Source organism: Haloarcula marina (assembly GCF_024218775.1).
Classification (GTDB): domain Archaea; phylum Halobacteriota; class Halobacteria; order Halobacteriales; family Haloarculaceae; genus Haloarcula; species Haloarcula marina.
This window is the reverse complement of sequence record NZ_CP100404.1, coordinates 251,209-271,306: the sequence shown is the minus strand read 5'-3', so window position 1 is coordinate 271,306 and position 20,098 is coordinate 251,209. Positions and strand designations below refer to the sequence as shown.

Sequence of the window (20,098 nt, the reverse complement as noted above, 5' to 3'; positions counted from 1 at the left end):
ACAGGAGCGGCGACGGCAAAAGCGTCGCGCTCGCCTCGAACGTTTATGTCGGCCGACTGTGAATTGGTTGACAGGTGTTCGCGAGTGCCACGCCACGACGGCCGACCGCACGGCCGGGAGGACGCCCCGTGAGCCACGCTGGCGAGCGCGCACCCGCCCCGACGCTGACACTGCTGGACGCGACGATGGTCGGTATCGGGGCGATGATCGGCGCGGGCATCTTCGTCCTGACGGGGTTGGCCGTCGAGACGGCGGGACCGGCCGCCATCCTCGTCTTCGCCTTGAACGGCGGCGTCACGACGTTCACGGCGCTGTCGTACGCGGAACTCGCGTCGTCGATACCGCGCAACGGCGGCGGCTACGCGTACGTCCGCGAGGTGTTCTCCGCACCGGTCGCGTTCGTCATGGGCTGGACGCGGTGGTTCACGTACATGATTGCGGGGGCGCTGTACGCACTTGGCTTCGCCTCGAACTTCATCGAGTTCGGCCACATCTTCGGCGTGGCTCTGCCCGGCGGCGTCCTGTTCTGGGCGGCGTCGGTGGTCCTCGTCTTCGTGACGCTGAACGCCGTCTCGACGGCCGCCAGCGGGAGCGCCGAGACGGTCATCACGCTGGTGAAAATCGTCATCCTGCTCGTGTTCGTCGCCTTCGGCCTGCAGTTCGTCGATTTGGGACGGTTCAGCCCCTTCTTCGAGCGCGGGAACCCGCTGACGATGCTCCCGGCGATGGGGCTGACGTTCATCGCGTTTCAGGGCTACGACCTCATCGCCACCGTCACCGAAGAAGTCGAGGACCCGGAACGCAACATCCCGCGTGCCATCCTGCTGTCGGTGGCGACCACCGTCGTCGTCTACCTGCTGGTGGTGTTCGTCGCGCTGGGAACCCTCGGTCCCGACGGCCTCGCGGGGGCGGGCGAGACGGCCATCGCGCAGGCCGCCGAGGGGTTCATGCCGGTGTTCCCGCTGGTGGGGACCGGCGCGGCGCTCATCGCGTTCGGCGCGGTCTTTTCGACCATCAGTGCGCTCAACGCCGTCATCATCGGGTCCAGTCGCGTCGCCTTCGCGATGGGGCGGGAGGCCCAACTGCCCGCGTCGCTGGGCCGTCTGCACCACCGGTTCGGGACGCCGTTCGTCGCCATCGTCGCCTCGGCCGCCGTGATGCTCGTCGCCGTCGCCGTCGTCCCCATCCGCGTCGTCGGGAACCTCGCCAGTCTCTTCTCGCTGCTCGGGTTCTCCATCGTGAACTTGAGCGTCATCCGTCTGCGCCGCCAGCAACCAGACCTGCGTCGGCCCTTCGAAGTCCCCTTCTACCCGGTGACGCCGATTCTCGGCATCGTGCTCAACCTCTTGCTGGGGGCGTTCATCGACCTGACGACGTGGGCGCTCGCCGTCGGCTGGCTGGTCGTCGGCGGCGCCATCTACGTCTTGCTGTCGCGCCGCCGGGGCGGCCCCGCGGGACCGACCGGCGCGCTGAAACCGGAAATTAGCGAGCCAGAAGTCACCGTACCCACCGAAGATTAGCCATGCCAGAATCACTCCGTGTCATCGTCGCCGGCGGCGGAACCGTCGGCCTCAGAACCGCAGAACTGCTCGACGAACGGGGCCACAACGTGGTCCTCATCGAGTCGGACCCCGACCAGAGCGAACGGGTCGCCGCCGAGTACGTCGCCAGCATCATCGAAGGCGACGCCGCCCGCCCCGCGGTGTTGCGACAGGCCCAACCGGACCGCTGTGACGCCATCGCGGCCCTGACCGACGACGAGGCGACCAACTTCGCCGTCTGCATGGCCGCCCAGCGGATGGCGGACATCCGCACCGTGATGCGCATCGCGGGCGACCCGGACGAACTCTACCCGGAGTACGTCGACGGCGTCGTCTCGGAAGCCACGCTCACCGCGCGCGTCGCGGTCAACGAAGTCGTCGGTGGCGGCGTTCGGAGCATCGAGGAAGTCGGCGGGAAAGTGGAACTGCTGGAGGTCGAAATCGCCGAGGACGCCCCCGCCGCCGGCAAGACGCTCGCAGAGGTCCGTCTCCCCCGTGGAAGCCTCATCGTCGTCGACGCCGCCGGTGAGCGAATCGGCGGCCCGGAGACGGAACTCACGCCCGGCAAGCGGTTCCTCGTAGCCGTCGAAGGGGCCGTCGCCGACGAGGTGATGAACCTCCTCCGCGGATAGAGGGGTCTTTTCAGGCGGTGAAGCCGCTCGGGACGGTTTATGTGAGCCCGACCTGTCGAAGCATGATATGGGAACGGTGACCGGGGAGGGGGATACAGGGACGGAGACGGACGCAGGAGTCGGCGAGACGCGGTACACCGTGCTGGTGGTCGACGACGACCGGATGGTGGCGGCACTGGTCACCGAGTTCCTCGAACACGTCGACGACGGCTTGGAGGTGAGTTACGTGACCACTCCGGCGGCGGCGCTCGACCGACTCGACGCCTCGGTCGACTGCGTCGTGACGGACTACAAGATGCCGGGGATGGACGGCGTCGCCCTCGTCGAACGGGCCGCGGCCGACGTGGGATTCGTCCTCTATACGGCCACCGAGGCGGCGGAAGTCGCGGCGGCGGCCCGCGAGCGCGGCGGCGCGTACATGCAAAAGCGGACCGACGCCGACCAGTACGCCGACCTGGCGGCGCTCGTCCGTGAACAGGCCGCGCGCTGAGGGCGGCGAGGGCGACCGGACCGACGTGCTGGCCGCGTTTCCGACGCTCGCCTCGGCCGTCGACACCTTCGTCCAAGCCGAAGCCGTCAGCGACCCCCACACTGAGTGGGACAATCACCCGTCCGCGACCGCAAACAGTAGGTTTATCAGTCGCACGTGGCGAAACCACACCAAGATTACTTTCGAAATGACATCGAACAAACAACCGGAGGTGAACATCGGACTCGTCGGCCACGTCGACCACGGGAAGACGACGTTGGTGCAGGCCCTGTCCGGCGAGTGGACCGACCAGCACTCCGAGGAGATGAAGCGCGGTATCTCTATCCGGCTCGGTTACGCCGACGCCACGTTCCGCCGCTGTCCCGAGGAGGACGAACCCGAGGCGTTCACCGTCGACGAACACTGCGAGGACCACGACGTGGACACCGACCTCCTCCGGACGGTGTCGTTCGTCGACGCCCCCGGCCACGAGACGCTGATGGCGACGATGCTCTCGGGCGCGGCCATCATGGACGGCGCGGTACTGGTCGTCTCGGCGACCGAACCCGTCCCGCAGGCCCAGACCGAGGAGCACCTCAGCGCGCTCGACATCATCGGCATCGACAACATCGTCATCGCCCAGAACAAGGTCGACCTCGTCGACGAGGAGCGGGCGAAACAGAACTACGAGCAGATTCAGGAGTTCGTCGAGGGGACGGTGGCCGAGGACGCCCCGGTCGTCCCCATCAGCGCCCAGCAGGAGGCCAACATCGACCTCCTCATCGACGCTATCGAACGCGAGATACCGACCCCCGAGCGCGACCCGGACGCCGACGCCCGCATGATGGTCGCGCGGTCGTTCGACATCAACCGCCCCGGCACGACCTGGGAGGACCTGCTCGGCGGCGTCCTCGGCGGGTCGCTCGTCGCCGGGAAACTCGAAGCCGACGACGAAATCGAACTCCGCCCCGGCCGCGAAGTGGACGAGGGCGGCAAGACCGAATGGCGGCCCGTCACCACCACCGTCCGCTCGCTGCAAGCGGGCGGCGAGTTCGTCGACGAGGTCACGCCCGGCGGCCTGCTCGGCGTCGGGACCGGACTCGACCCCGCCATCACCAAGGGCGACGCACTGGCCGGACAGGTCGCCGGCCCGCCCGGCAGTCTGCCGCCGACCCACGAGCAGTTCACGATGGACGTGGACCTGCTGGAGCGCATCGTCGGCGACGAGGGCGAGGAGGTCGAGGAGATTTCGACCGGCGAACCGCTGATGCTGACTATCGGCACGGCGACCACCGTCGGGTCGGTCACCAGCGCGCGCGACGGGGAGTGCGAACTCGCACTCAAGCGCCCCGTCTGTGCCGAGGCTGGCGCCAAAATCGCCATCAACCGCCGCGTCGGCGCGCGATGGCGACTCATCGGCGTCGGCACGCTGCGTGAATGATAGTCCTGGATACGAACGCGCTCATGATGCCGGTCGAATGTAACGTCCGCGTGTTCGAGGAATTAGAGCGGGTCCTCTCCCGGACCGAGGGCGACGTCACCGAGTACGTCACCCCCGTTGCGGTCCGTACGGAACTGGAGAAACTGGCCGACGGCGCTGGCGCGGAGGCGACGGCCGCCGCCGTGGGTCGGGACCTGCTCGACCGGTGTTCGGTCCGCGAGACCGACGCCGACTACGCCGACGACGCCGTCCTCGAACTCGCGACGCGGCCGGACGCGACACACGCCGTCACGAACGACAAGCCCCTGAAACGCCGCTTGCTCGACGCAGGCGTTCCAGTAATTAGTTTAAGGGGCCGGAACAAACTCGGTATCACTCAACCATAATATGTACAAACGGGTACGCCTACGCGATACGGTCGAAGTGCCGCCACGCCATCTGGCGGACGTTGGTCCGCAGATGGTCAAACTGCTCCTGCAGGAGAAACTCGAGGGTCGGATGGACGAGGACGTGGGGAGCGTCGTCTCCGTCATCGAGGTCCACGACATCGGCGACGGGGCCGTCCTGCCGAACAAACCCGGCGTCTACTACGAAGTCGAGTTCGACGCGCTGACCTTCGACCCGCAGATGCAGGAAGTCGTCGACGGGGAAGTCGTCGAAGTCGTCAACTTCGGGGCCTTCATCGGCATCGGCCCGGTCGACGGCCTGCTGCACGTCTCCCAGATTTCCGACGAGTATCTGGCCTACGACGAGGAGAACCAGCAACTCGCCTCCCGCGAGTCCAACCGCACGTTGGGCGTCGGCGACGCCGTCCGCGCCCGCATCGTCACCAAGAGCATCGACGAGCGCAACCCCCGGGACTCGAAAATCGGCCTCACCGCGAAGCAGGTCGGTCTGGGCAAGCACGGCTGGCTTCAAGAGGAACGCGAGAAGCGAGAGAGCACGGCGGAAGCCGGTGATACCTGATGGCCGACCGTCTCGTCTGTCGGGACTGCCACCGCGTGCAGGGGGCCGACATCGAGAGCCAGTGTGAGGCCTGCGGCGGCACCTCCCTCACCGAAGATTGGGCGGGCTACGTCGTCATCGCCCACCCCGAGAAGTCCGAAATCGCCCGGGAGATGGAAGTGACCGAACCCGGCCGCTACGCACTGAAAGTCCGATAACGCGTGTCCGACATCGTTCTCGAACTGCCTCCCGAACTGCGCGAGGAGTTGAAAGAGCCGATGGGCCGCGTCTACACCGACGCCGACGCCCTGCTGGCCGACGCCGAAGCCCCGCTAATCGCCGTCGGCGACATGGTCACCTACCACCTGTTACGGGCGGGTCGGGTCCCTGACCTCGCACTCGTCGACGAGCGAACGAAGCGGTCGGCCGTCGACGACGAGGTGCGGGCGGTCATCGACGACTCCGCGTTCGACCGGCGCGTGACCGTCGAGAACCCCGCCGCGACGCTCACCGGCGAGTTACTCGCCGCGATGGGCGACGGGCTACGCGGGGAAGGGACGACGCTCGTAGACGTGGACGGCGAAGAGGACTTGGCGGCGCTCCCGGCGGTCCTGCTGCTGTCCGACGGGGGAAGCGTCGTCTACGGTCAGCCGAACGAAGGGATGGTCCTCGTCGTCCCCGACGCGACGACTCGCGAGCGAGTGCGGTTGCTGGTAGAGCGGATGGACGGGGACACGGACGCGGCGCTCGACCTGTCGTAACTACTCGGGTCGCGGGACGCTGAGGTTCTGCATCGGTTCGCCACATCGCTCACACGTCACCGACGAGCGGTCGCTACAGAGCCGCGTCCCACAGCCCGGACACTCGAAGAGTCGTTCGTTCTCGTCACACGGGGCGGGGTCGGACCATCGTGGCATTGTTGTGTGTATATGACCAGTCCCCAGTATAAGCGTTGTTACCACGTAACAAAAGGTGGGCATTCGTCCAGCGGAAGTGGACGAACAGTCACTCCAAGACGTGGACGTGTCGGACCAGCGACCGGTGGACGCGGCGCTCGAACCACCCGACGACGGTCCAGCCAGCGTCGCGCGCGGCGTCGCGCCAGTCCCGGTCGGCGACCACGACACACCGGGGCGCAATGCGGCGCGCTTCGCCGAGCGCACCGGAAACGAGGGGGCGAAGTTCCCCCTCGATACGCGACTGACGGCCGTACGGGGCGTCGAAGACGACGGCGTCGGCGGCCCCGTCGCGCAGGGGCAGGCGGGCCGCGTCGGACCGAACGACGTCCCAGCGACCGGCCGCGGGGTACGCCGACCGGTCCGGGTGGCCCTCCGCCGAGAGGGCGTACGCGAGGTTGTCCCGCGTCCCGCGGACCATCTTCGTCTGGGCGTCGCCGCCGACGACGCGCGCGCCGACCAGACCCGCTTCCAACAGGATGCCGCCGGTCCCGCACATTGGGTCGACGACGGTCGCGCCGGGTCGCGCTCCGGCGATGTTGACGAGGGCACGGGCCTCCAGGGGGTCCATGCTTCCGGGCTGGAAGAACGGGCGGTCCGTCGGTTGCCGCTCGCCGAAGTCGCGGACGCTCGTGGTGTGTTCCCATCCGAGCGCACAGCAGGCATTCCCCGCGCCGCCCTCCTCGTCGCCCGCCGGGTCCGCGAAGTAGGCGTACAGCGTGTGGTCGGGGTCGTCGAGGTCGACGCCGAACCCGCGGTCCGTGAGGACGCCACCGAGCGTGCGTTCCGCCCGTTGGGTGTCGATGTGAGTGCTCGCTCGCACGTCGACGGCCCGCACGGCGACGGTTCCGGTCCGGTCGATGGACGCGGCCTCCAAGACGGTGCGAGCGCTCTCGACCGTCGGGTCACCCGTCCCGACCAGTTCGCAAGCCCGGTGGGTGAAGGCGAGATGTCGCGCGCGCGCCGTGACGCCGCGCGCTGTCGCCAGCCCCGGGGCCAGCGCCGACACGTCGCTCGCGGCGCTCTCTGCTTCGCAGGCCGCGAACGCGTCGTCTTGTCCACCCAATTCGAGGACGTACACGCCCAAGCGGTGCGTCCGAGCGGGTATGAGCGTGCCGGTCGGCGGTCGTTTCCGACCCGACTTATACGGAGATACCGTCAGAAAACCGACTGTTTCGGTGGTTGACGAGCCATGAAACGCCATGAACCTTTATAAGCCTTAAATACGTGATTTAAGTCGAGACATGGTTGACCCCAAGGAGACCATCAACATCGAAAACGTCGTCGCCTCGACCGGAATCGGCCAGGAGCTCGACCTTCAGAGCGTGGCGATGGACCTCGAGGGAGCCGACTACGACCCGGAGCAGTTCCCGGGTCTCGTCTACCGCACGCAGGATCCGAAGTCTGCGGCGCTCATCTTCCGTTCGGGCAAAATCGTCTGCACTGGCGCGAAATCGACCGACGACGTGCACCAGAGTCTGCGCATCGTCTTCGATAAGCTCCGCGAACTGAACATTCAGGTCGACGACAACCCCGAAATCGTCGTCCAGAACATCGTCACGAGCGCTGACCTCGGACGGAACCTCAACCTCAACGCCATCGCTATCGGTCTGGGGCTGGAGAACATCGAGTACGAACCCGAGCAGTTCCCGGGCCTCGTCTACCGCCTCGACGAACCCGACGTGGTGGCGCTTCTCTTCGGCTCCGGCAAACTCGTCATCACCGGCGGGAAGAAACCCGAAGACGCCGAGGAAGCCGTCGACAAAATCGTCTCGCGACTCGAAGAACTCGGTCTGCTGGACTGAGCCGCGGGCCGACGCTTTCCCCGAACACAATACACAAACGCCGTCACGTCGAACCGTGGGTATGCTCCAGGCCGGAACGCCGAGTCTGACCGGCGGCGGCGTCCTCGCCGTCGTCGTCACCCTGTTGCTCACGTGGCTGTTCTACGCCGTCACCCTCCATCTGGCGGCGACCTTCTTCATCGGCGACACGCCGAGCCAACTGGCCGCGAAGGCCGCTATCGTCCCCGCCGTCGTCTCGCTGTTGCTCCAGCAGTGGGGCGTCGAGTCGGGCCTCTTCTCTCCGAGTCTCGGCGTCCTCGTCGTCGTCCTCGCGACGCTCGTGGCCGACGGCATCGCCGTCAGTTCCGTGTATCGGCTCTCGACGAAATCGACCGTCCCGCTCGTCGCGTTGCACTTCGGCTTCGCGGCGGTCATGGGCTTCGCACTCAACAACATCTTCGGACTGATTTAGCATGCAAACGAACGACCGCGCCATCGTCACGTTCACCGGCCTCGCACACGGGTTGGTCCACACCTACGAACTCTCGATTCCCATCTTCGTCGTCGTCTGGCTCACCGAGTTCCCGGTGACGACGGCATTGCTGGGAACCGTCGTCGCCGTCGGTTACGCCTTGTTCGGCGCGGGGGCGCTCCCGGGCGGCGTGCTGGCGGACCGCTACGGGTCGAACCGACTCGTCACCGCCTGTCTCGTCGGCATGGGGGGCTCGTTCCTCCTCTTGAGCGTCGCGCCGGGCGTCCTGACCATCGCGCTCGCGTTGGGCCTGTGGGGGCTGGCGGCCAGCGTCTATCACCCCGCGGGACTCGCGCTCATCTCCACCGGCGTCGAGGAGCGCGGCACCGGCTTCGCCTACCACGGGATGGCGGGCAACGCCGGTATCGCCCTCGGACCGCTCCTGACCGCCCTCCTCCTGTTGGCGTTCGACTGGCGGGTCGTCGCGGCCCTGCTGGTCGTGCCCGCCGTCGTCGCCGTCGGCTACGCCCTCACCGCCGAGTTCGACGAGACGGCGGCGGTCAGCGCCGACGGTGGCGAGTCGAGTGACGTGGACGACGACACGGACGACGGCCAAGCGGCCTCGCTCGGGGAGTTCCTCGCGGACAGTCGCGCGCTCTTTACGACCGGATTCACGCTCGCGATGCTCGTCGTGATGATGAACGGCCTGTTCTACCGCGGGACGCTGACGTTCCTGCCGGACGTGCTCGGCGGCTTCCTCCCGCCGATAACGGAGTTCGTCCGACTGTTCGAACCGGGCAGTCCGCTGGCCGAGGAGTTCGACTTGGCCTTCTACCTCTACTCGGGCCTGCTGACCGTCGGCATCGCCGGGCAGTACGTCGGCGGGAAACTCACCGACCGCATCGAGACCACGGCGGGACTCAGCGCGATATTCGCCGGTCTCGCCGTCGTCGCCCTGCTGTTCGTCCCCGCCGCGCAGGCGGGTCTGTGGCCCCTCCTCGCGGTGAGCGTCGCGCTGGGCTTTCTCCTCTTTGCCCTCCAGCCGATGTATCAGGCGACCATCGCCGAGTACAGCCCACCCGGTGACCGGGGCCTGTCGTACGGTTACACCTACCTGAACAACTTCGGCGTCGGCGCGGCCGGGGCGGCCATCTCCGGCTATCTGCTCTCGGTCGTCGGCGTCCGCGGGACGTTCCTCGGCCTCGCCGTCTTCCCCGCGCTGGGCCTCCTGTTCGCGCTGACGCTGTGGCGACGCGGCTGAGGGCCAAACAGTTTTCCCGGCCAGCCACCGGTATCAGGCATGGACAGCCAGCCGAATCTGGACCGCTTTACCTCCCGCCGGTCGACGGCCTACGGCACTCGCGGCGTCGTCGCGACGAGCCAACCGCTGGCCGCGCAAGCGGGCGTCGACGTGCTCCGAGACGGTGGCAACGCCTTCGACGCGGCGGTGGCGACGGCGGCGACGCTGAACGTCGTCGAACCGATGAGCACCGGACTGGGCGGGGACGCCTTCGCGCTGTACCGCACCGCCGACGGCGACGTGGGCGCGATGCGGGCCTGCGGCGGCGCGCCCGAGGCCGCGACCCGCGAGGCCGTTCGTGAGCGCGCGGCCGAACGGGACGACTGTGCACCCGCGGACGCCGAGATGCCCGAGCGCGGCCCGCTTGCCGTGACCGTGCCCGGCGCACCGCGCGGGTGGGAGGCCACCGTCGAGCGGTTCGGTCGCCGCCCCCTCTCGACTGTGCTGGAGGACGCCATCCACTACGCCACCGAGGGCTTCCCGGTCAGCGAGGTCATCGCCTCGGCGTGGGAACTCTGCGAACCGGAACTGCGAAACGACGCCGCTCGCGAGCAGTACCTCCTCGACGGAGAGCGCGCCCCTGACGTGGGCGAGACCATGCGCCTGCCGGAACTGGGCGAGACGCTGGCGACGCTGGCCGACGAGGGTGCGGCCCCCTTCTACGAGGGCGCTATCGCCGAGGAAATCGTCGACACGGTGCAGTCTGCGGGCGGGTTCCTCGACCGGTCGGACCTCGCGGCCTTCGAGGTGGAGTACCCCGACCCCGTCTCGACCACCTACGGCGGCGCGACGGTGTACGAACTCCCGCCGAACAATCAGGGCCTCATCGCGCTGGAGGCGCTGAACGTCGCCGAGGCCGTCGGCGTCCCCGAAACCGAGAGCGAGGCCGAGCGGACCCATCTGCTGGCCGAAGCCACGAAACTCGCCTTTACCGACGGGCACCGCTACATCACCGACCCGGACTACGAGGAGATTCCGCCGCTCCAGTCGAAACAGTGGGCCGAACGGCGTGCGACCGAGGTCGGTCCGGAGGCCATCGACGACCCCGAGGTGGGGATGCTCGACTCGCCCGCCGAGGACGCCGACACCGTGCTCCTGACCGTCGCCGACGGCGAGGGCAACGTCGTCTCGTTCATCAACTCCCTGTTCATGGGCTTCGGTAGCGGACTGGTCGCCGGGTCGACGGGACTGACCCTCCAGAACCGCGGAGCCTCCTTCTCCCTCGATGCCGACCACCCCAACCGCCTCGAACCGGGCAAGCGGCCGTTCCACACGCTCATTCCCGGCCTCGTCCGCTTCGGCGCGGACGACTGGGCGGCCTTCGGCGTGATGGGCGGGTACATGCAACCGCAGGGCCACGTGCAGGTGCTCTCGAACCTGCTGGACCGCGGAATGCCGTTGCAGGCGGCGCTCGACGAACCGCGCTGGCGCTATCAGGAAGACGGCACGCTGGCGACGGAGGCCCGTTTCGACGCCGACGTGGTGTCGAAACTCGTCCGCCGCGGTCACGAGGTGACCGTCGACGTGCCCCTCCAGTTCGGCGGCGCGCAAATCGCCCGCTGGGACGACGGGACGCTGTCGGGCGCGACGGAACCGCGGAAAGACGGGACCGTCGACGTGTACTGACTCCCTGGCCTTGTTGGAACCTCTCGATGGGTGAGAGGACCAAGCAGTTCTGCTGCATACAGAGCGCGTTTTCAGCAGGGGAACTGTTCCGCGTGCGGGTCACCCTGAACCGCGAAGTCCAGGCATTCCTCGAAGCGATTGGAGACGTAGGCTCACGGCGAAGGCAGCAAACGCGACTATCGCGAGCGCGGCGAAATCACAGAGAAACCGGACACCAACCCGCGGTCAGTACCCAGTTCCGAGGTAGGTGTGAACGGCGTTTTCGTTTTCGAGTTCGTCTACGAGGGCCACGGCGAAGTCTTCCATCGAAATGTAGCTGTCTCCCTCGTCGTCGGTCACGAGTTCGCGGTCGGCAGTCCGGTACTTGCCGGTGCGCTCGCCCGGTTCGATCAGCGCGGCGGGCGCGAGATACGACCACGCCAAGTCGTCCGCCTCACTGAGGATATCGTATGCCTCGATGGCGGCCCGCGCGATAGCGTCCCACTCCTCGGGGAAGTCGTCTGTTTCGACGAGCATCGTCTCAGGACCGACTGTAAGCCCGCCAGCGCCACCAGTCCAGATTACTCTCTCGACATCTGCGCGGCGCAGTCCTTCGACCACGGCCCTTATCATGTCCAGGAGGACCTCGGGCGACTCGTCGTCACTTGGGCCGAGTGTCGATACCACGGCGTCGTGACCCGCCGCGAGCTTCGCAACATCGCTGGCTACGGTCGCGTCCCCGGCAACGGCGACGAACCCGTCGGCGTCGGTTCCTTCGACCGTCCCGCTCCGGGAGACGCCCGTGACTGTGTGGCCACGGTCAAGGAGTTCAGTGGCAGTTCGCTGTCCGATTCGTCCGCTCGCACCGAGTAGTAGTACGTTCATTATGATTGGTGAGTTCGATAATAGCAGTCGTACGACACTGACAACTGAGAGTTGCGATTGGCGGTCATATTTCCATACTTGGTCATAGTGCGTGACTCCTATATAGCTCAGCGAACGTTCATCTGACCAAGTCACACCGATGTCATCTGATGAGACGCTCGAAGCGAAATACAGAGGCTGTCCGGTGATCAAAACCCTCGAAGAAATCGGATCCCGTTGGCGGATGACCGTCATTCATGTCCTCCGGGAGGGTGAACTCCGCTTTAACGAACTCAAGCGAGCAACGGATGCGAACTCACAGACGTTGTCCCGCGTGCTCGATGAGTTAGAGGATAAAGAATACGTCGAGCGTCGAGTAGAAGAGGACAGTCCGGTCGCCGTGTATTACTCTCTGACACCAAAGGGGGAAGAACTCCTCGCAGCGTTCGATGAAATCTACGAATGGGGTGAGAAGTGGATTATCGATGGACGGTGATGCGTCAGTTAATCGCAGGGAGGGGCAGTCAATACGGACACTTACTGAGCGGTTGCTTCAGTGACTCCTTGCTGTTGGCATGTTGCTGACGACATCCACTGTATGCAGCACGCTCTTTGTCTCGACTGGTGAGAGAGTCACCAGACCCGACTCTATCACTCCACCAGGCGCTCGATTTCGGTCACCAGCACGTCGCTCGCGCCGACCTGCTTGAGGGCGTTGATGGTCTCGAACACCGCGGACTCCTCGACGACGGCGTGGACGGCCACGTCCTCGGACCCGGCGATGTCCATCACCGTCGGCCCGCCCATCCCCGGCAGGACCTCCTTCACGTCGTCGAGTGCGGCCTCGGGGGCGTTCATCATCAGGTAGCGTTTGTCCTCCGCGGAGAGCACGGACCCCAGCGCCATGTCCACCTGCTGAACCTTCTCGTCGTCGGCGGAGTCGTCGCGGGCGAACAGGCGGACGGAACTCTGGAGCACCTCGTCGACGATTTCGAGGCGGTTCATCCGCAGGGTCGTTCCCGTCGAGGTGATGTCGACGATACCGTCGGCGATGTCGACGTGGGGGGTCAGTTCCGTCGCGCCCGAGACCTCCGCGATGTCCACCTCGACGCCCGCGTCCTCGAAGAAGCGGCGGGTGATGTTCGGGAACTCCGTGGCGACGCGACCGCCCTCGAAGTCTTCGACCGACGTGACGCTGTCGTCGTCCTCCGGGGCGGCGAGGACGAGGCGACACGACCCGAACCCGAGGTCACGGAGTTCGACGAGGTCCGCGCCCGACTCGCGGACTTGGTCGAGGCCGGTGATACCGATGTCGGCGGCCCCGTCGTCGACGTACTCCGGGATGTCGGCGGCGCGGGCGTACAGGACGGTCACGTCGGGGTCGACCGTCTGGGCGTACAGTTGGCGGTCGGCCCCGTCGACCAGATGGAGGCCGGCACGTTCGAGCAGTTCGACGCTTGGGTCGTGCAGGCGGCCCTTGTTGGGGACGGCGATGCGCATATTCCAACTGGTACGCCGTCGGGGAACTGTCTTTCCCTCTCAGCCGTCGCGTTTCGGCAGCAGGAAGTAGACGACGGCGGCCGCCAGCGTCAGCGCCGCCAACAGGTAGAACGCCGTGTCGAACAGGCTCCGGTCCGCGAGCACTCCGACGACGGTCGAACCGAGCGACCCGATGGCGAAGAAGCAGGTCCGGAGCAGTCCCCACCCGGTACCCTCGACGGAATCCGGGAGCGTGTCGACGATGTAGGCGTTCGAGAGCGGCCCGGCGCTCATCCGGATTCCGACGAGCGCCGCACCCGCCGCCAAGGCGACTTCGCCCTCCAGTCGCGGAAGGAGTGCGAGGGGGACGGCGCTCACCAGTGCCACGGCGGTCAGCACCGACGGCGACCCGTAGCGGTCGGCGAGGCGACCGGTCACCGACTGGGAAACCGCGCCGCCGACGAACAGCACGGAGAGGAGGGCCCCGGCGGTGCTCTGGTCCAGCGTCTTCACGGTCACGAGATACGTCGTCAGGAACGCCGTCACCGCCTGAAACGCGAACAGCATCAGCGTCGCACCGACGACGGCGAGGAGCAGACCGCGGTGTCGGATGCCTGCGATGACGCTCCGTAGGTCGGTCAAGAGGTGGCGGCCGTCGGTCGCGGTCGGGCGGTCCGAAATCGAGAGCCACAGCGCGACGGCGACGACGAAAAAGAGGGGCGCGGCACCGGCAAGCGCGACGCGCCACCCGTAGCGGATGGTCACCGCGGCCGCGAGGAAAGGGAGCGCGGCGGCCCCGACGGAGCCAGCGGCCATCACCGCGCCGAAGGCCGTCCCCTCGCGGGCGTCGAAGGTCCGAGAGAGGACCGTCCCGCGGGTCGGGCCGTACAGCCCCGTCCCGAGGCCGAACGCGGCCGTCGCCAACAGGAACAGCGCGAAGGTGGGCGAGACGAAGTACGCCAGCAGGCCCGTGCCGGAGAGGGCGGCCCCCGCGACGAGGAGCGTCCGCTCGCCAACCCGGTCGATGAGCGCCCCCGTCGGGAACTGCATCACCGCGTACGTGAGCCACAGGACTGTCACGGCCAGTCCGGCCGCGGCGTTCGAGACGCCGAACTCGTCGCTGATGGTCGGTAAGATAGCGGGGATGACGAAGCGCATCCCGAGGACGAGGAACCATCCGGCCGCTACCGCGCCGAGCAACCGAGCGGGGTGACCGGTCCGCAGGTCGGCCACGGTTCGCCTGACGGAGTCGGTGACGGCCATCGAGGTATCGGACGAACGCACCGGGCGGCAAAGACGGTGACGAAAGGCGCGACGACGGACCCGGCCGAACTAAGAGCCGTGCCCCCAAACTCCGGGTCATGACCGAACTCCTCGTCAGCGGCGGGCGGGTCCTCCGCCCGGACCTGACGGTCGAACGCGCGGACGTACTGGTGGACGAAGACGGCGGTGAGATACTGGCCGTCGACGCGCCGGGCGAACTCGGCGGCGACGACGAACTCGACGCCAGCGGCGGCCTGGTGATGCCGGGCCTCGTGAACGCCCACACCCACGTCGCGATGACCCTTCTGCGGGGATACGCCGACGACAAACCGCTCGACGCGTGGTTACAGGAGGACATCTGGCCCGTCGAGGCCGAACTCACCGCCGAGGACGTGCGCGTCGGCGCGGAACTGGGCCTCGTCGAGATGTTGAAGTCGGGGACGACGGCGCTCTCGGACATGTACTTCCACGTCGACGAAATCGCGGCGGCCGTCGACGACGCCGGGATGCGCGCGGTGCTGGGTCACACCGCCGTCACCGTCGGGAAAGACGACGATGGCGCGCGAGCGGACGTGCAGGAGAGTCTCGACGTGGCGCTGGAACTGGACGGCGCGGCCGACGGCCGGGTCAGGACGACGTTCCAACCGCACAGCCTCACTACCGTCGGCGAGGCGTACCTCCGAGAGTTCGTCCCCGAAGCCGTCGCGGCGGGCCTGCCGATCCACCTCCACGCCAACGAGACGACCGACGAAGTCGACCCCATCGTCGACGAACACGGGGTCCGCCCCCTCGAATACGCTGACGATGTCGGTCTGCTCGGCGACGAGACGTTCCTCGCCCACTGCGTCCACGTCGACGAGTCCGAAATCGGCCTGCTGGCCGAAACGGGGACCGGCGCGGTCCACTGCCCGGCCTCGAACATGAAACTCGCCAGCGGGATGGCTCCCGTCCAGCGGCTGCTCGACGCGGGCGTCACCGTCGGCCTCGGGACGGACGGCGCGGCGTCGAACAACGACCTCGACATGTTCGACGAGATGCGCGACGCCGCGATGGTCGGGAAACTCGCCGCCGATGACGCCAGCGCCGTCGCCGCCGAAACCGTCGTCGAGATGGCGACGAAACACGGCGCGGACTTACTGGGCTTCGACGGCGGCCGTATCGAACCCGGCGCGAACGCCGACCTCGCGGTGGTCGACTTCGACGCGCCCCACCTCACCCCCGCTCACGACCCCGTCTCGCACCTGGCCTACGCCGTCCGCGGGAGCGACGTGCGCCACACCGTCTGTGACGGGGAGGTACTCATGCGTGACCGCGAGGTCACGGTGTTCGACGAGGCGGCGGTCAGAGAACGGGCCAGCGAGCACGCGACGGCGCTCGTCGAGCGGGCGACCGACTCGGAATAAACGCTCAGAACGGTTTTTAAACGTTTTAACTATCTCTAAGGGCATAATTCCACTCCCGGAGTGAGGGTGAACGAACTGAACGGCGAGCGGGGTTTAATCCCATCTCTGTGCTGGTTGGAAGTGAGATGCGCACCAAACTGTTCGCACTTACTGCCGCAGTCGGGATGGTACTGCTGGCCGTCGGGTCGGGGGCCGCGGCCGCCGCCGACACAGACAGCGGCCTGTCCGTGAGCGTGAGTCAAGCCGGGAATCAGGCCGGGAATCAGCCCGTGACGGTGACCGTGACCGACAACGGGACCGGCGTCGAGAACGCCAGCGTGGCCGTCGAACCGTTCGAAAACGAGAGCTACGACGGGGTCGGGAACTACAGCACCGGCGAGAACGGGACCGTCGAACTCCCCGCTCCCGAGGAGACGGTCAACGTGACCGTGACCGCGAGCGCCGACAACGAGACGGCGACGACCACCGCGGAACTGACCGCCGCTGAGGACGAAGAGGCCGAGAGCTTCGGTGCGGGCGTCTCGGCGTTCATCCAGTACCTGCTGGAGAACGGCGGCGTCAACATCGGTCCCGAGGTGACCGATTACGTCCACGAACACAACCCGGGTAACGCGCCCGACCACGCGGGCCAACCCGACGACGTCGGCCCCGAGAGTGTCGACGGCGACGACGAAGACGACAGCGAGCGCGGCCGTCCCGCCCACGCTGGCCCGCCCGCCGACAAAGGACCTGACGGCGACGACAAAGCCGACGAGACTGCGGACAGCGAAACCGAAGACGACGACAGCGAAGAAGCGGACAGCGAGGCCGAGACTGAAGACGACGAAGAAGAAGACGACGAAGCGGACGACGATGACGAGGAAGCAGACGACGATGACGACGGCGAGAGCGGCCCGCCGGACCACGCCAACGGCAACGCGAACGGCCGGTAACTGAACGGCTTCGGTAGCGTTTTAGGAACTCTGTGCTTTTTCTCGGGCATGACCACGCCCATTTCGGAGCGACTCGACGACGTAGAGTCGGCCCGCGAGTCGGGTCGGCGGAAGATGGACTGGGCAGCACAGCACATGCCCATCTGCGCCGCCCTGCGCGAAGACTTCGAGGCAGACCAGCCCTTCGCTGGGGAGCGCATCGGCATGGCGATGCACGTCGAAGCGAAGACGGCGATTCTCGCGGAACTGCTCGCCGAAGGCGGCGCGGAAGTCGCCATCACCGGCTGTAACCCGCTCAGCACGCACGACGACGTGAGCGCCGCACTCGACGCCGTCGACGGCGTCACCTCCTACGCCGAACGCGGCGTCGACGACGAGGAGTACTACGAGGCCATCGAGGCCGTCATCGCCCACGAACCGACGATTACGGTCGACGACGGGATGGACCTCGTCGCCGCCATCCACGAGGACTACCCCGAACTCATCGACAGCATCGTCGGCGGGGCGGAGGAGACGACGACCGGCGTCCACCGCCTGCGCGCGATGGACGAGGACGGCCAGTTGGAGTACCCCGTCTTCGCCGTCAACGACACGCCGATGAAGCGCCTGTTCGACAACGTCCACGGCACGGGCGAGTCCTCGCTGGCCTCCATCGCCATGACGACGAACCTCTCGTGGGCCGGGAAAACGGTCGTCGTCGCCGGGTACGGCCACTGCGGGAAAGGCGTCGCGAAGAAGGCCAGCGGCCAGAACGCCGACGTGGTCGTCACGGAAGTCGAACCCCGCCGGGCCTTAGAGGCCCACATGGAAGGCTACGACGTGCTTCCGATGGCCGAGGCGGCCGCGGAGGGCGACGTGTTCATCACGACCACCGGCAACCGCGACGTCATCGTCGAGGAGCACTTCGAGGCGATGCAGGACGGCGTCTTACTCGCCAACGCGGGCCACTTCGACGTGGAAGTCGACCTCGACGCGCTCTCGGACCTCGCCGTCGACACCTACGAGGCCCGCGACGGCGTCCAGGCCTACGAGATGGCCGACGGCCGACGGCTGAACGTCCTCGCGGAGGGCCGCCTCGTCAACCTCGCGACCCCCATCGCGCTCGGCCACCCGGTCGAGGTGATGGACCAGAGCTTCGGGATTCAGGCCGTCTGCGTCCGTGAGATGGTCGAGAACGGCGACGCCTACGACGCGGGCGTCCACGACGTGCCCGACCGACTGGACAAGGAAGTCGCGGAAATCAAGTTGGCCGCCGAGGGCGTCGAGTTCGACTCCCTGACCGACGAGCAGGCCGAGTACATGGACTCCTGGCAGCACGGGACGTAGGCCGGTTCGGTGCGAGCGTGGTGCGCGAGAACCGCCAACACTGCGAGCGCGGTGCGAAGTGACCCGCGAGCAGTAGCAAGAATCGAACTTCTCGGCTTTACGCTACGGCCGCGCTCTCGCTGTCGCCCACGTCCTCACCCGCTTCGTCGTCGATGACGTCGTCCAGCCACCGGCCCCGGAAGAAGAAGACCGCGGCGGCGACGGTGGCGGCGACGTTCGAGGCGGCGATGCCGTACCACGCACCGGGCGCGCCCATGCCCACGACGATGACGAGGACGGTGGCCGCGGCGGCCCGGAAGCCCCACATCGTCAATAGACCCAGCACCATCGAGAGGCGGGTCGACCCCGCGCCGTGGAACGCGCCGTTTATCATGTGGAAGACGGCCATCACGGCCCACGTCGGAGCGACGATGCGGAGGTAGTCCGCGCCGTGGTCGACGACGGCGGCGGCCCCCTCGCCGGTGATGAACACGCCGACGATGGCAGGTGCGAAGGAGACCGTGAGCGCGCTCACCACGAGGAACAGACCGACGAGGATGCCGCTGGCGAGGAACACCGTCCGGCGGGCGCGTGCTCGCTCGCCCGCGCCGAGGTTCTGTCCGACCACCGTCTCGACGGCCATGCCCATCCCGACCATCGGCAACCAGACGAGCGAGGCGAAGCGGCCGCCGATGCCGTAGGCGGCGACGGCGTCCGCGCCGACGATGGCGACCAGCGCGGTCATCACCGTCACGGACAGCGCCTGCGTGCTGGTCTCGACGCTGAGCGGCGCACCGATGCGGACGAGTTTCCGAATCGCAGCGAAGTCCGGACGGAGGTCCGACAGCGAGAGTTCGATGCCGACGTGGCCCGAAAAGAGGAGCCAGAGGCCGAGTACGGCCGCGAGGCCGCGCGAGAATATCGTCGCGATGGCCGCGCCCTCTACGCCCAGACCGGTAAAGCCAGTCGCCGCCAGTGCGCTCGCGGCGACGCCCTCCAGACCGACCCACGCGAACAGGGGGTTGTCCGCGAACCCGAGGATGAGTATCGGGTCCAAGACGACGTTGAGCGCGACGCTGCCGACCATCAGGTACATCGGCGTCTTCGTGTCACCCCACCCGCGCAGGAGCGCCTGAAAGACGAAGAAGCCGAGCATGAAGTAGATGCCGAGGAAGACGTACCGGGTGTACGTGACCGACATCTCGTGGATGGCCGTTCCCGGTTCGGTCCCGATTACCTGCAAGAGCGTCGGCGTCAGGACGTAGCCGACGGCGGCGAGCGCCACCGACAGGAACGTCACGAACACGAGCGTCTGCCCGGCGACGTGGCTCACCTCGTCGTCGTTCTCCGCGCCGGTGTTCTGTGAGATGAGTATCGTGCCAGCGCCGGTCATCCCGCCGCCGATGCCCAACAGCAGGAACACGATGGGCCACGAGAAGGAGAGGGCACTCACCGCCTCCTGTCCGAGGCGACCGACCCAGAACGTGTCGGCGATGTTGTACAGCGTCTGAAGCAGTTGCGTGGCGACTAACGGCGCGGCCAGCGTCAGGAGCGGCCACAGCAGACTCCCCTGCGTGAACCGCTCGGACTGCTCGCTCGTCGCGGTCACCGTCGACACCTCCGGAGAACGAAAGAGATGGAGACCGACATGATACTGACTGGTCGGTCAGTCAGTATAACGTTACCGTGAGTACGAGAATCTATCCC

The 20,098-nt window shown here is 67.1% G+C and carries 22 protein-coding genes; 16 read left to right on the top strand and 6 right to left on the bottom strand.

The genetic code is table 11. The annotated features are described in order from the left end of the window. Positions 1-128 precede the first annotated feature (128 nt). From NJQ44_RS01380 to NJQ44_RS01345, 8 genes are all read left to right on the top strand, one after another. Positions 129-1,520 carry an APC family permease gene (locus tag NJQ44_RS01380; RefSeq protein WP_254272892.1) on the top strand — a complete coding sequence of 464 codons (1,392 nt, stop codon included), beginning with the start codon at positions 129-131 and terminating at the stop codon, positions 1,518-1,520. Between the two features lie 2 nt (positions 1,521-1,522). Continuing rightward, positions 1,523-2,173, top strand: coding sequence for a potassium channel family protein (locus NJQ44_RS01375; protein WP_254272891.1), 651 nt, complete (start codon positions 1,523-1,525; stop codon positions 2,171-2,173). 67 nt (positions 2,174-2,240) lie between these two features. Then, positions 2,241-2,663, top strand: a complete 423-nt coding sequence (locus tag NJQ44_RS01370; protein WP_254272890.1) for a response regulator — start codon at positions 2,241-2,243, stop codon at positions 2,661-2,663. A gap of 187 nt (positions 2,664-2,850) precedes the next feature. After that, the gene (locus NJQ44_RS01365) at positions 2,851-4,083 is read left to right on the top strand and encodes a translation initiation factor IF-2 subunit gamma (RefSeq protein ID WP_254274363.1); all 1,233 of its coding nucleotides are present in this window, start codon (positions 2,851-2,853) and stop codon (positions 4,081-4,083) included. Further along, on the top strand, positions 4,080-4,469 hold the full coding sequence (locus tag NJQ44_RS01360) for a PIN domain-containing protein (RefSeq protein WP_254272889.1): 390 nt from the start codon (positions 4,080-4,082) through the stop codon (positions 4,467-4,469). The genes NJQ44_RS01365 and NJQ44_RS01360 overlap by 4 nt, the downstream gene beginning before the upstream one ends. Position 4,470: 1 nt before the next feature. Beyond that, positions 4,471-5,049: a DNA-directed RNA polymerase gene (locus NJQ44_RS01355; protein ID WP_254272888.1), complete on the top strand. Its 579-nt coding sequence runs from the start codon at positions 4,471-4,473 to the stop codon at positions 5,047-5,049. Next, entirely contained in the window at positions 5,049-5,246 is a 198-nt protein-coding gene (gene spt4 / locus NJQ44_RS01350) for a transcription elongation factor subunit Spt4 (RefSeq protein WP_254272887.1), read from the top strand. Before NJQ44_RS01355 ends, spt4 begins: the two co-directional genes overlap by 1 nt. A gap of 3 nt (positions 5,247-5,249) precedes the next feature. Continuing rightward, complete coding sequence (locus NJQ44_RS01345) at positions 5,250-5,789, top strand: GTP-dependent dephospho-CoA kinase family protein (protein WP_254272886.1); 540 nt, start codon at positions 5,250-5,252, stop codon at positions 5,787-5,789. Here the strand turns inward: NJQ44_RS01345 and NJQ44_RS01340 are convergent, their stop codons facing one another. After that, positions 5,790-5,945 (bottom strand): rubrerythrin-like domain-containing protein, encoded by a 156-nt coding sequence (locus NJQ44_RS01340; RefSeq protein WP_254272885.1) that lies wholly within the window; start codon positions 5,943-5,945, stop codon positions 5,790-5,792. It lies immediately after the preceding gene. A gap of 88 nt (positions 5,946-6,033) precedes the next feature. Further along, a complete protein-coding gene (locus NJQ44_RS01335) occupies positions 6,034-7,065 on the bottom strand; it encodes a TIGR01177 family methyltransferase (protein WP_254272884.1) in 1,032 nt (343 codons plus the stop codon). Between the two features lie 163 nt (positions 7,066-7,228). Between NJQ44_RS01335 and NJQ44_RS01330 the strand changes: the two genes are divergently transcribed. The 4 genes from NJQ44_RS01330 (at position 7,229) to ggt (ending at position 11,166) form a co-directional block, all read left to right on the top strand. Then, positions 7,229-7,789 carry a TATA-box-binding protein gene (locus NJQ44_RS01330; protein WP_254272883.1) on the top strand — a complete coding sequence of 187 codons (561 nt, stop codon included), beginning with the start codon at positions 7,229-7,231 and terminating at the stop codon, positions 7,787-7,789. 61 nt (positions 7,790-7,850) lie between these two features. After that, the gene (locus tag NJQ44_RS01325; protein WP_254272882.1) at positions 7,851-8,240 is read left to right on the top strand and encodes a DUF7473 family protein; all 390 of its coding nucleotides are present in this window, start codon (positions 7,851-7,853) and stop codon (positions 8,238-8,240) included. Position 8,241: 1 nt separating this feature from the next. Next, the gene (locus NJQ44_RS01320; protein ID WP_254272881.1) at positions 8,242-9,501 is read left to right on the top strand and encodes an MFS transporter; all 1,260 of its coding nucleotides are present in this window, start codon (positions 8,242-8,244) and stop codon (positions 9,499-9,501) included. A gap of 39 nt (positions 9,502-9,540) precedes the next feature. Next, complete coding sequence (ggt, locus tag NJQ44_RS01315) at positions 9,541-11,166, top strand: gamma-glutamyltransferase (protein WP_254272880.1); 1,626 nt, start codon at positions 9,541-9,543, stop codon at positions 11,164-11,166. A gap of 225 nt (positions 11,167-11,391) precedes the next feature. Here ggt and NJQ44_RS01310 read toward each other — a convergent pair whose 3' ends face one another. Further along, on the bottom strand, positions 11,392-12,030 hold the full coding sequence (locus tag NJQ44_RS01310) for an NAD(P)-dependent oxidoreductase (protein WP_254272879.1): 639 nt from the start codon (positions 12,028-12,030) through the stop codon (positions 11,392-11,394). A gap of 139 nt (positions 12,031-12,169) precedes the next feature. On the opposite strand from NJQ44_RS01310, the gene NJQ44_RS01305 reads away from it, so the two are divergent. Continuing rightward, positions 12,170-12,505 (top strand): winged helix-turn-helix transcriptional regulator, encoded by a 336-nt coding sequence (locus tag NJQ44_RS01305; RefSeq protein ID WP_254272878.1) that lies wholly within the window; start codon positions 12,170-12,172, stop codon positions 12,503-12,505. A gap of 155 nt (positions 12,506-12,660) precedes the next feature. Here the strand turns inward: NJQ44_RS01305 and hisG are convergent, their stop codons facing one another. Together hisG and NJQ44_RS01295 are read right to left on the bottom strand one after the other, a co-directional pair. Beyond that, positions 12,661-13,509 carry an ATP phosphoribosyltransferase gene (gene hisG, locus NJQ44_RS01300; protein WP_254272877.1) on the bottom strand — a complete coding sequence of 283 codons (849 nt, stop codon included), beginning with the start codon at positions 13,507-13,509 and terminating at the stop codon, positions 12,661-12,663. Between the two features lie 39 nt (positions 13,510-13,548). Next, complete coding sequence (locus NJQ44_RS01295) at positions 13,549-14,751, bottom strand: MFS transporter (RefSeq protein ID WP_254272876.1); 1,203 nt, start codon at positions 14,749-14,751, stop codon at positions 13,549-13,551. A 98-nt stretch (positions 14,752-14,849) separates the two neighbouring features. Between NJQ44_RS01295 and NJQ44_RS01290 the strand changes: the two genes are divergently transcribed. The 3 genes from NJQ44_RS01290 to NJQ44_RS01280 all read left to right on the top strand — a co-directional run bounded on the left by NJQ44_RS01290 (position 14,850) and on the right by NJQ44_RS01280 (position 18,412). Next, the gene (locus tag NJQ44_RS01290; RefSeq protein WP_254272875.1) at positions 14,850-16,154 is read left to right on the top strand and encodes an amidohydrolase; all 1,305 of its coding nucleotides are present in this window, start codon (positions 14,850-14,852) and stop codon (positions 16,152-16,154) included. A gap of 125 nt (positions 16,155-16,279) precedes the next feature. Next, positions 16,280-17,086: a hypothetical protein gene (locus tag NJQ44_RS01285; protein WP_254272874.1), complete on the top strand. Its 807-nt coding sequence runs from the start codon at positions 16,280-16,282 to the stop codon at positions 17,084-17,086. Positions 17,087-17,134: 48 nt separating this feature from the next. After that, positions 17,135-18,412 carry an adenosylhomocysteinase gene (locus tag NJQ44_RS01280; protein WP_254272873.1) on the top strand — a complete coding sequence of 426 codons (1,278 nt, stop codon included), beginning with the start codon at positions 17,135-17,137 and terminating at the stop codon, positions 18,410-18,412. Positions 18,413-18,509: 97 nt separating this feature from the next. On the opposite strand, the gene NJQ44_RS01275 is transcribed toward NJQ44_RS01280, so the two are convergent. Beyond that, positions 18,510-20,000, bottom strand: coding sequence for an MATE family efflux transporter (locus NJQ44_RS01275; RefSeq protein ID WP_254272872.1), 1,491 nt, complete (start codon positions 19,998-20,000; stop codon positions 18,510-18,512). Positions 20,001-20,098 lie beyond the last annotated feature (98 nt).

What these genes read in the sequence shown, in the direction of transcription:
- NJQ44_RS01375 (WP_254272891.1), top strand. Translation starts at nt 1,523, where the DNA reads ATGCCAGAATCACTCCGTGTCATCGTCGCCGGCGGCGGAACCGTCGGC.
- NJQ44_RS01370 (WP_254272890.1), top strand. Translation starts at nt 2,241, where the DNA reads ATGGGAACGGTGACCGGGGAGGGGGATACAGGGACGGAGACGGACGCA.
- NJQ44_RS01365 (WP_254274363.1), top strand. Translation starts at nt 2,851, where the DNA reads ATGACATCGAACAAACAACCGGAGGTGAACATCGGACTCGTCGGCCAC.
- NJQ44_RS01360 (WP_254272889.1), top strand. Translation starts at nt 4,080, where the DNA reads ATGATAGTCCTGGATACGAACGCGCTCATGATGCCGGTCGAATGTAAC.
- NJQ44_RS01355 (WP_254272888.1), top strand. Translation starts at nt 4,471, where the DNA reads ATGTACAAACGGGTACGCCTACGCGATACGGTCGAAGTGCCGCCACGC.
- spt4 (WP_254272887.1), top strand. Translation starts at nt 5,049, where the DNA reads ATGGCCGACCGTCTCGTCTGTCGGGACTGCCACCGCGTGCAGGGGGCC.
- NJQ44_RS01340 (WP_254272885.1), bottom strand. Translation starts at nt 5,945, where the DNA reads ATGCCACGATGGTCCGACCCCGCCCCGTGTGACGAGAACGAACGACTC.
- NJQ44_RS01330 (WP_254272883.1), top strand. Translation starts at nt 7,229, where the DNA reads ATGGTTGACCCCAAGGAGACCATCAACATCGAAAACGTCGTCGCCTCG.
- NJQ44_RS01325 (WP_254272882.1), top strand. Translation starts at nt 7,851, where the DNA reads ATGCTCCAGGCCGGAACGCCGAGTCTGACCGGCGGCGGCGTCCTCGCC.
- NJQ44_RS01320 (WP_254272881.1), top strand. Translation starts at nt 8,242, where the DNA reads ATGCAAACGAACGACCGCGCCATCGTCACGTTCACCGGCCTCGCACAC.
- ggt (WP_254272880.1), top strand. Translation starts at nt 9,541, where the DNA reads ATGGACAGCCAGCCGAATCTGGACCGCTTTACCTCCCGCCGGTCGACG.
- NJQ44_RS01310 (WP_254272879.1), bottom strand. Translation starts at nt 12,030, where the DNA reads ATGAACGTACTACTACTCGGTGCGAGCGGACGAATCGGACAGCGAACT.
- NJQ44_RS01305 (WP_254272878.1), top strand. Translation starts at nt 12,170, where the DNA reads ATGTCATCTGATGAGACGCTCGAAGCGAAATACAGAGGCTGTCCGGTG.
- hisG (WP_254272877.1), bottom strand. Translation starts at nt 13,509, where the DNA reads ATGCGCATCGCCGTCCCCAACAAGGGCCGCCTGCACGACCCAAGCGTC.
- NJQ44_RS01295 (WP_254272876.1), bottom strand. Translation starts at nt 14,751, where the DNA reads ATGGCCGTCACCGACTCCGTCAGGCGAACCGTGGCCGACCTGCGGACC.
- NJQ44_RS01290 (WP_254272875.1), top strand. Translation starts at nt 14,850, where the DNA reads ATGACCGAACTCCTCGTCAGCGGCGGGCGGGTCCTCCGCCCGGACCTG.
- NJQ44_RS01285 (WP_254272874.1), top strand. Translation starts at nt 16,280, where the DNA reads ATGCGCACCAAACTGTTCGCACTTACTGCCGCAGTCGGGATGGTACTG.
- NJQ44_RS01280 (WP_254272873.1), top strand. Translation starts at nt 17,135, where the DNA reads ATGACCACGCCCATTTCGGAGCGACTCGACGACGTAGAGTCGGCCCGC.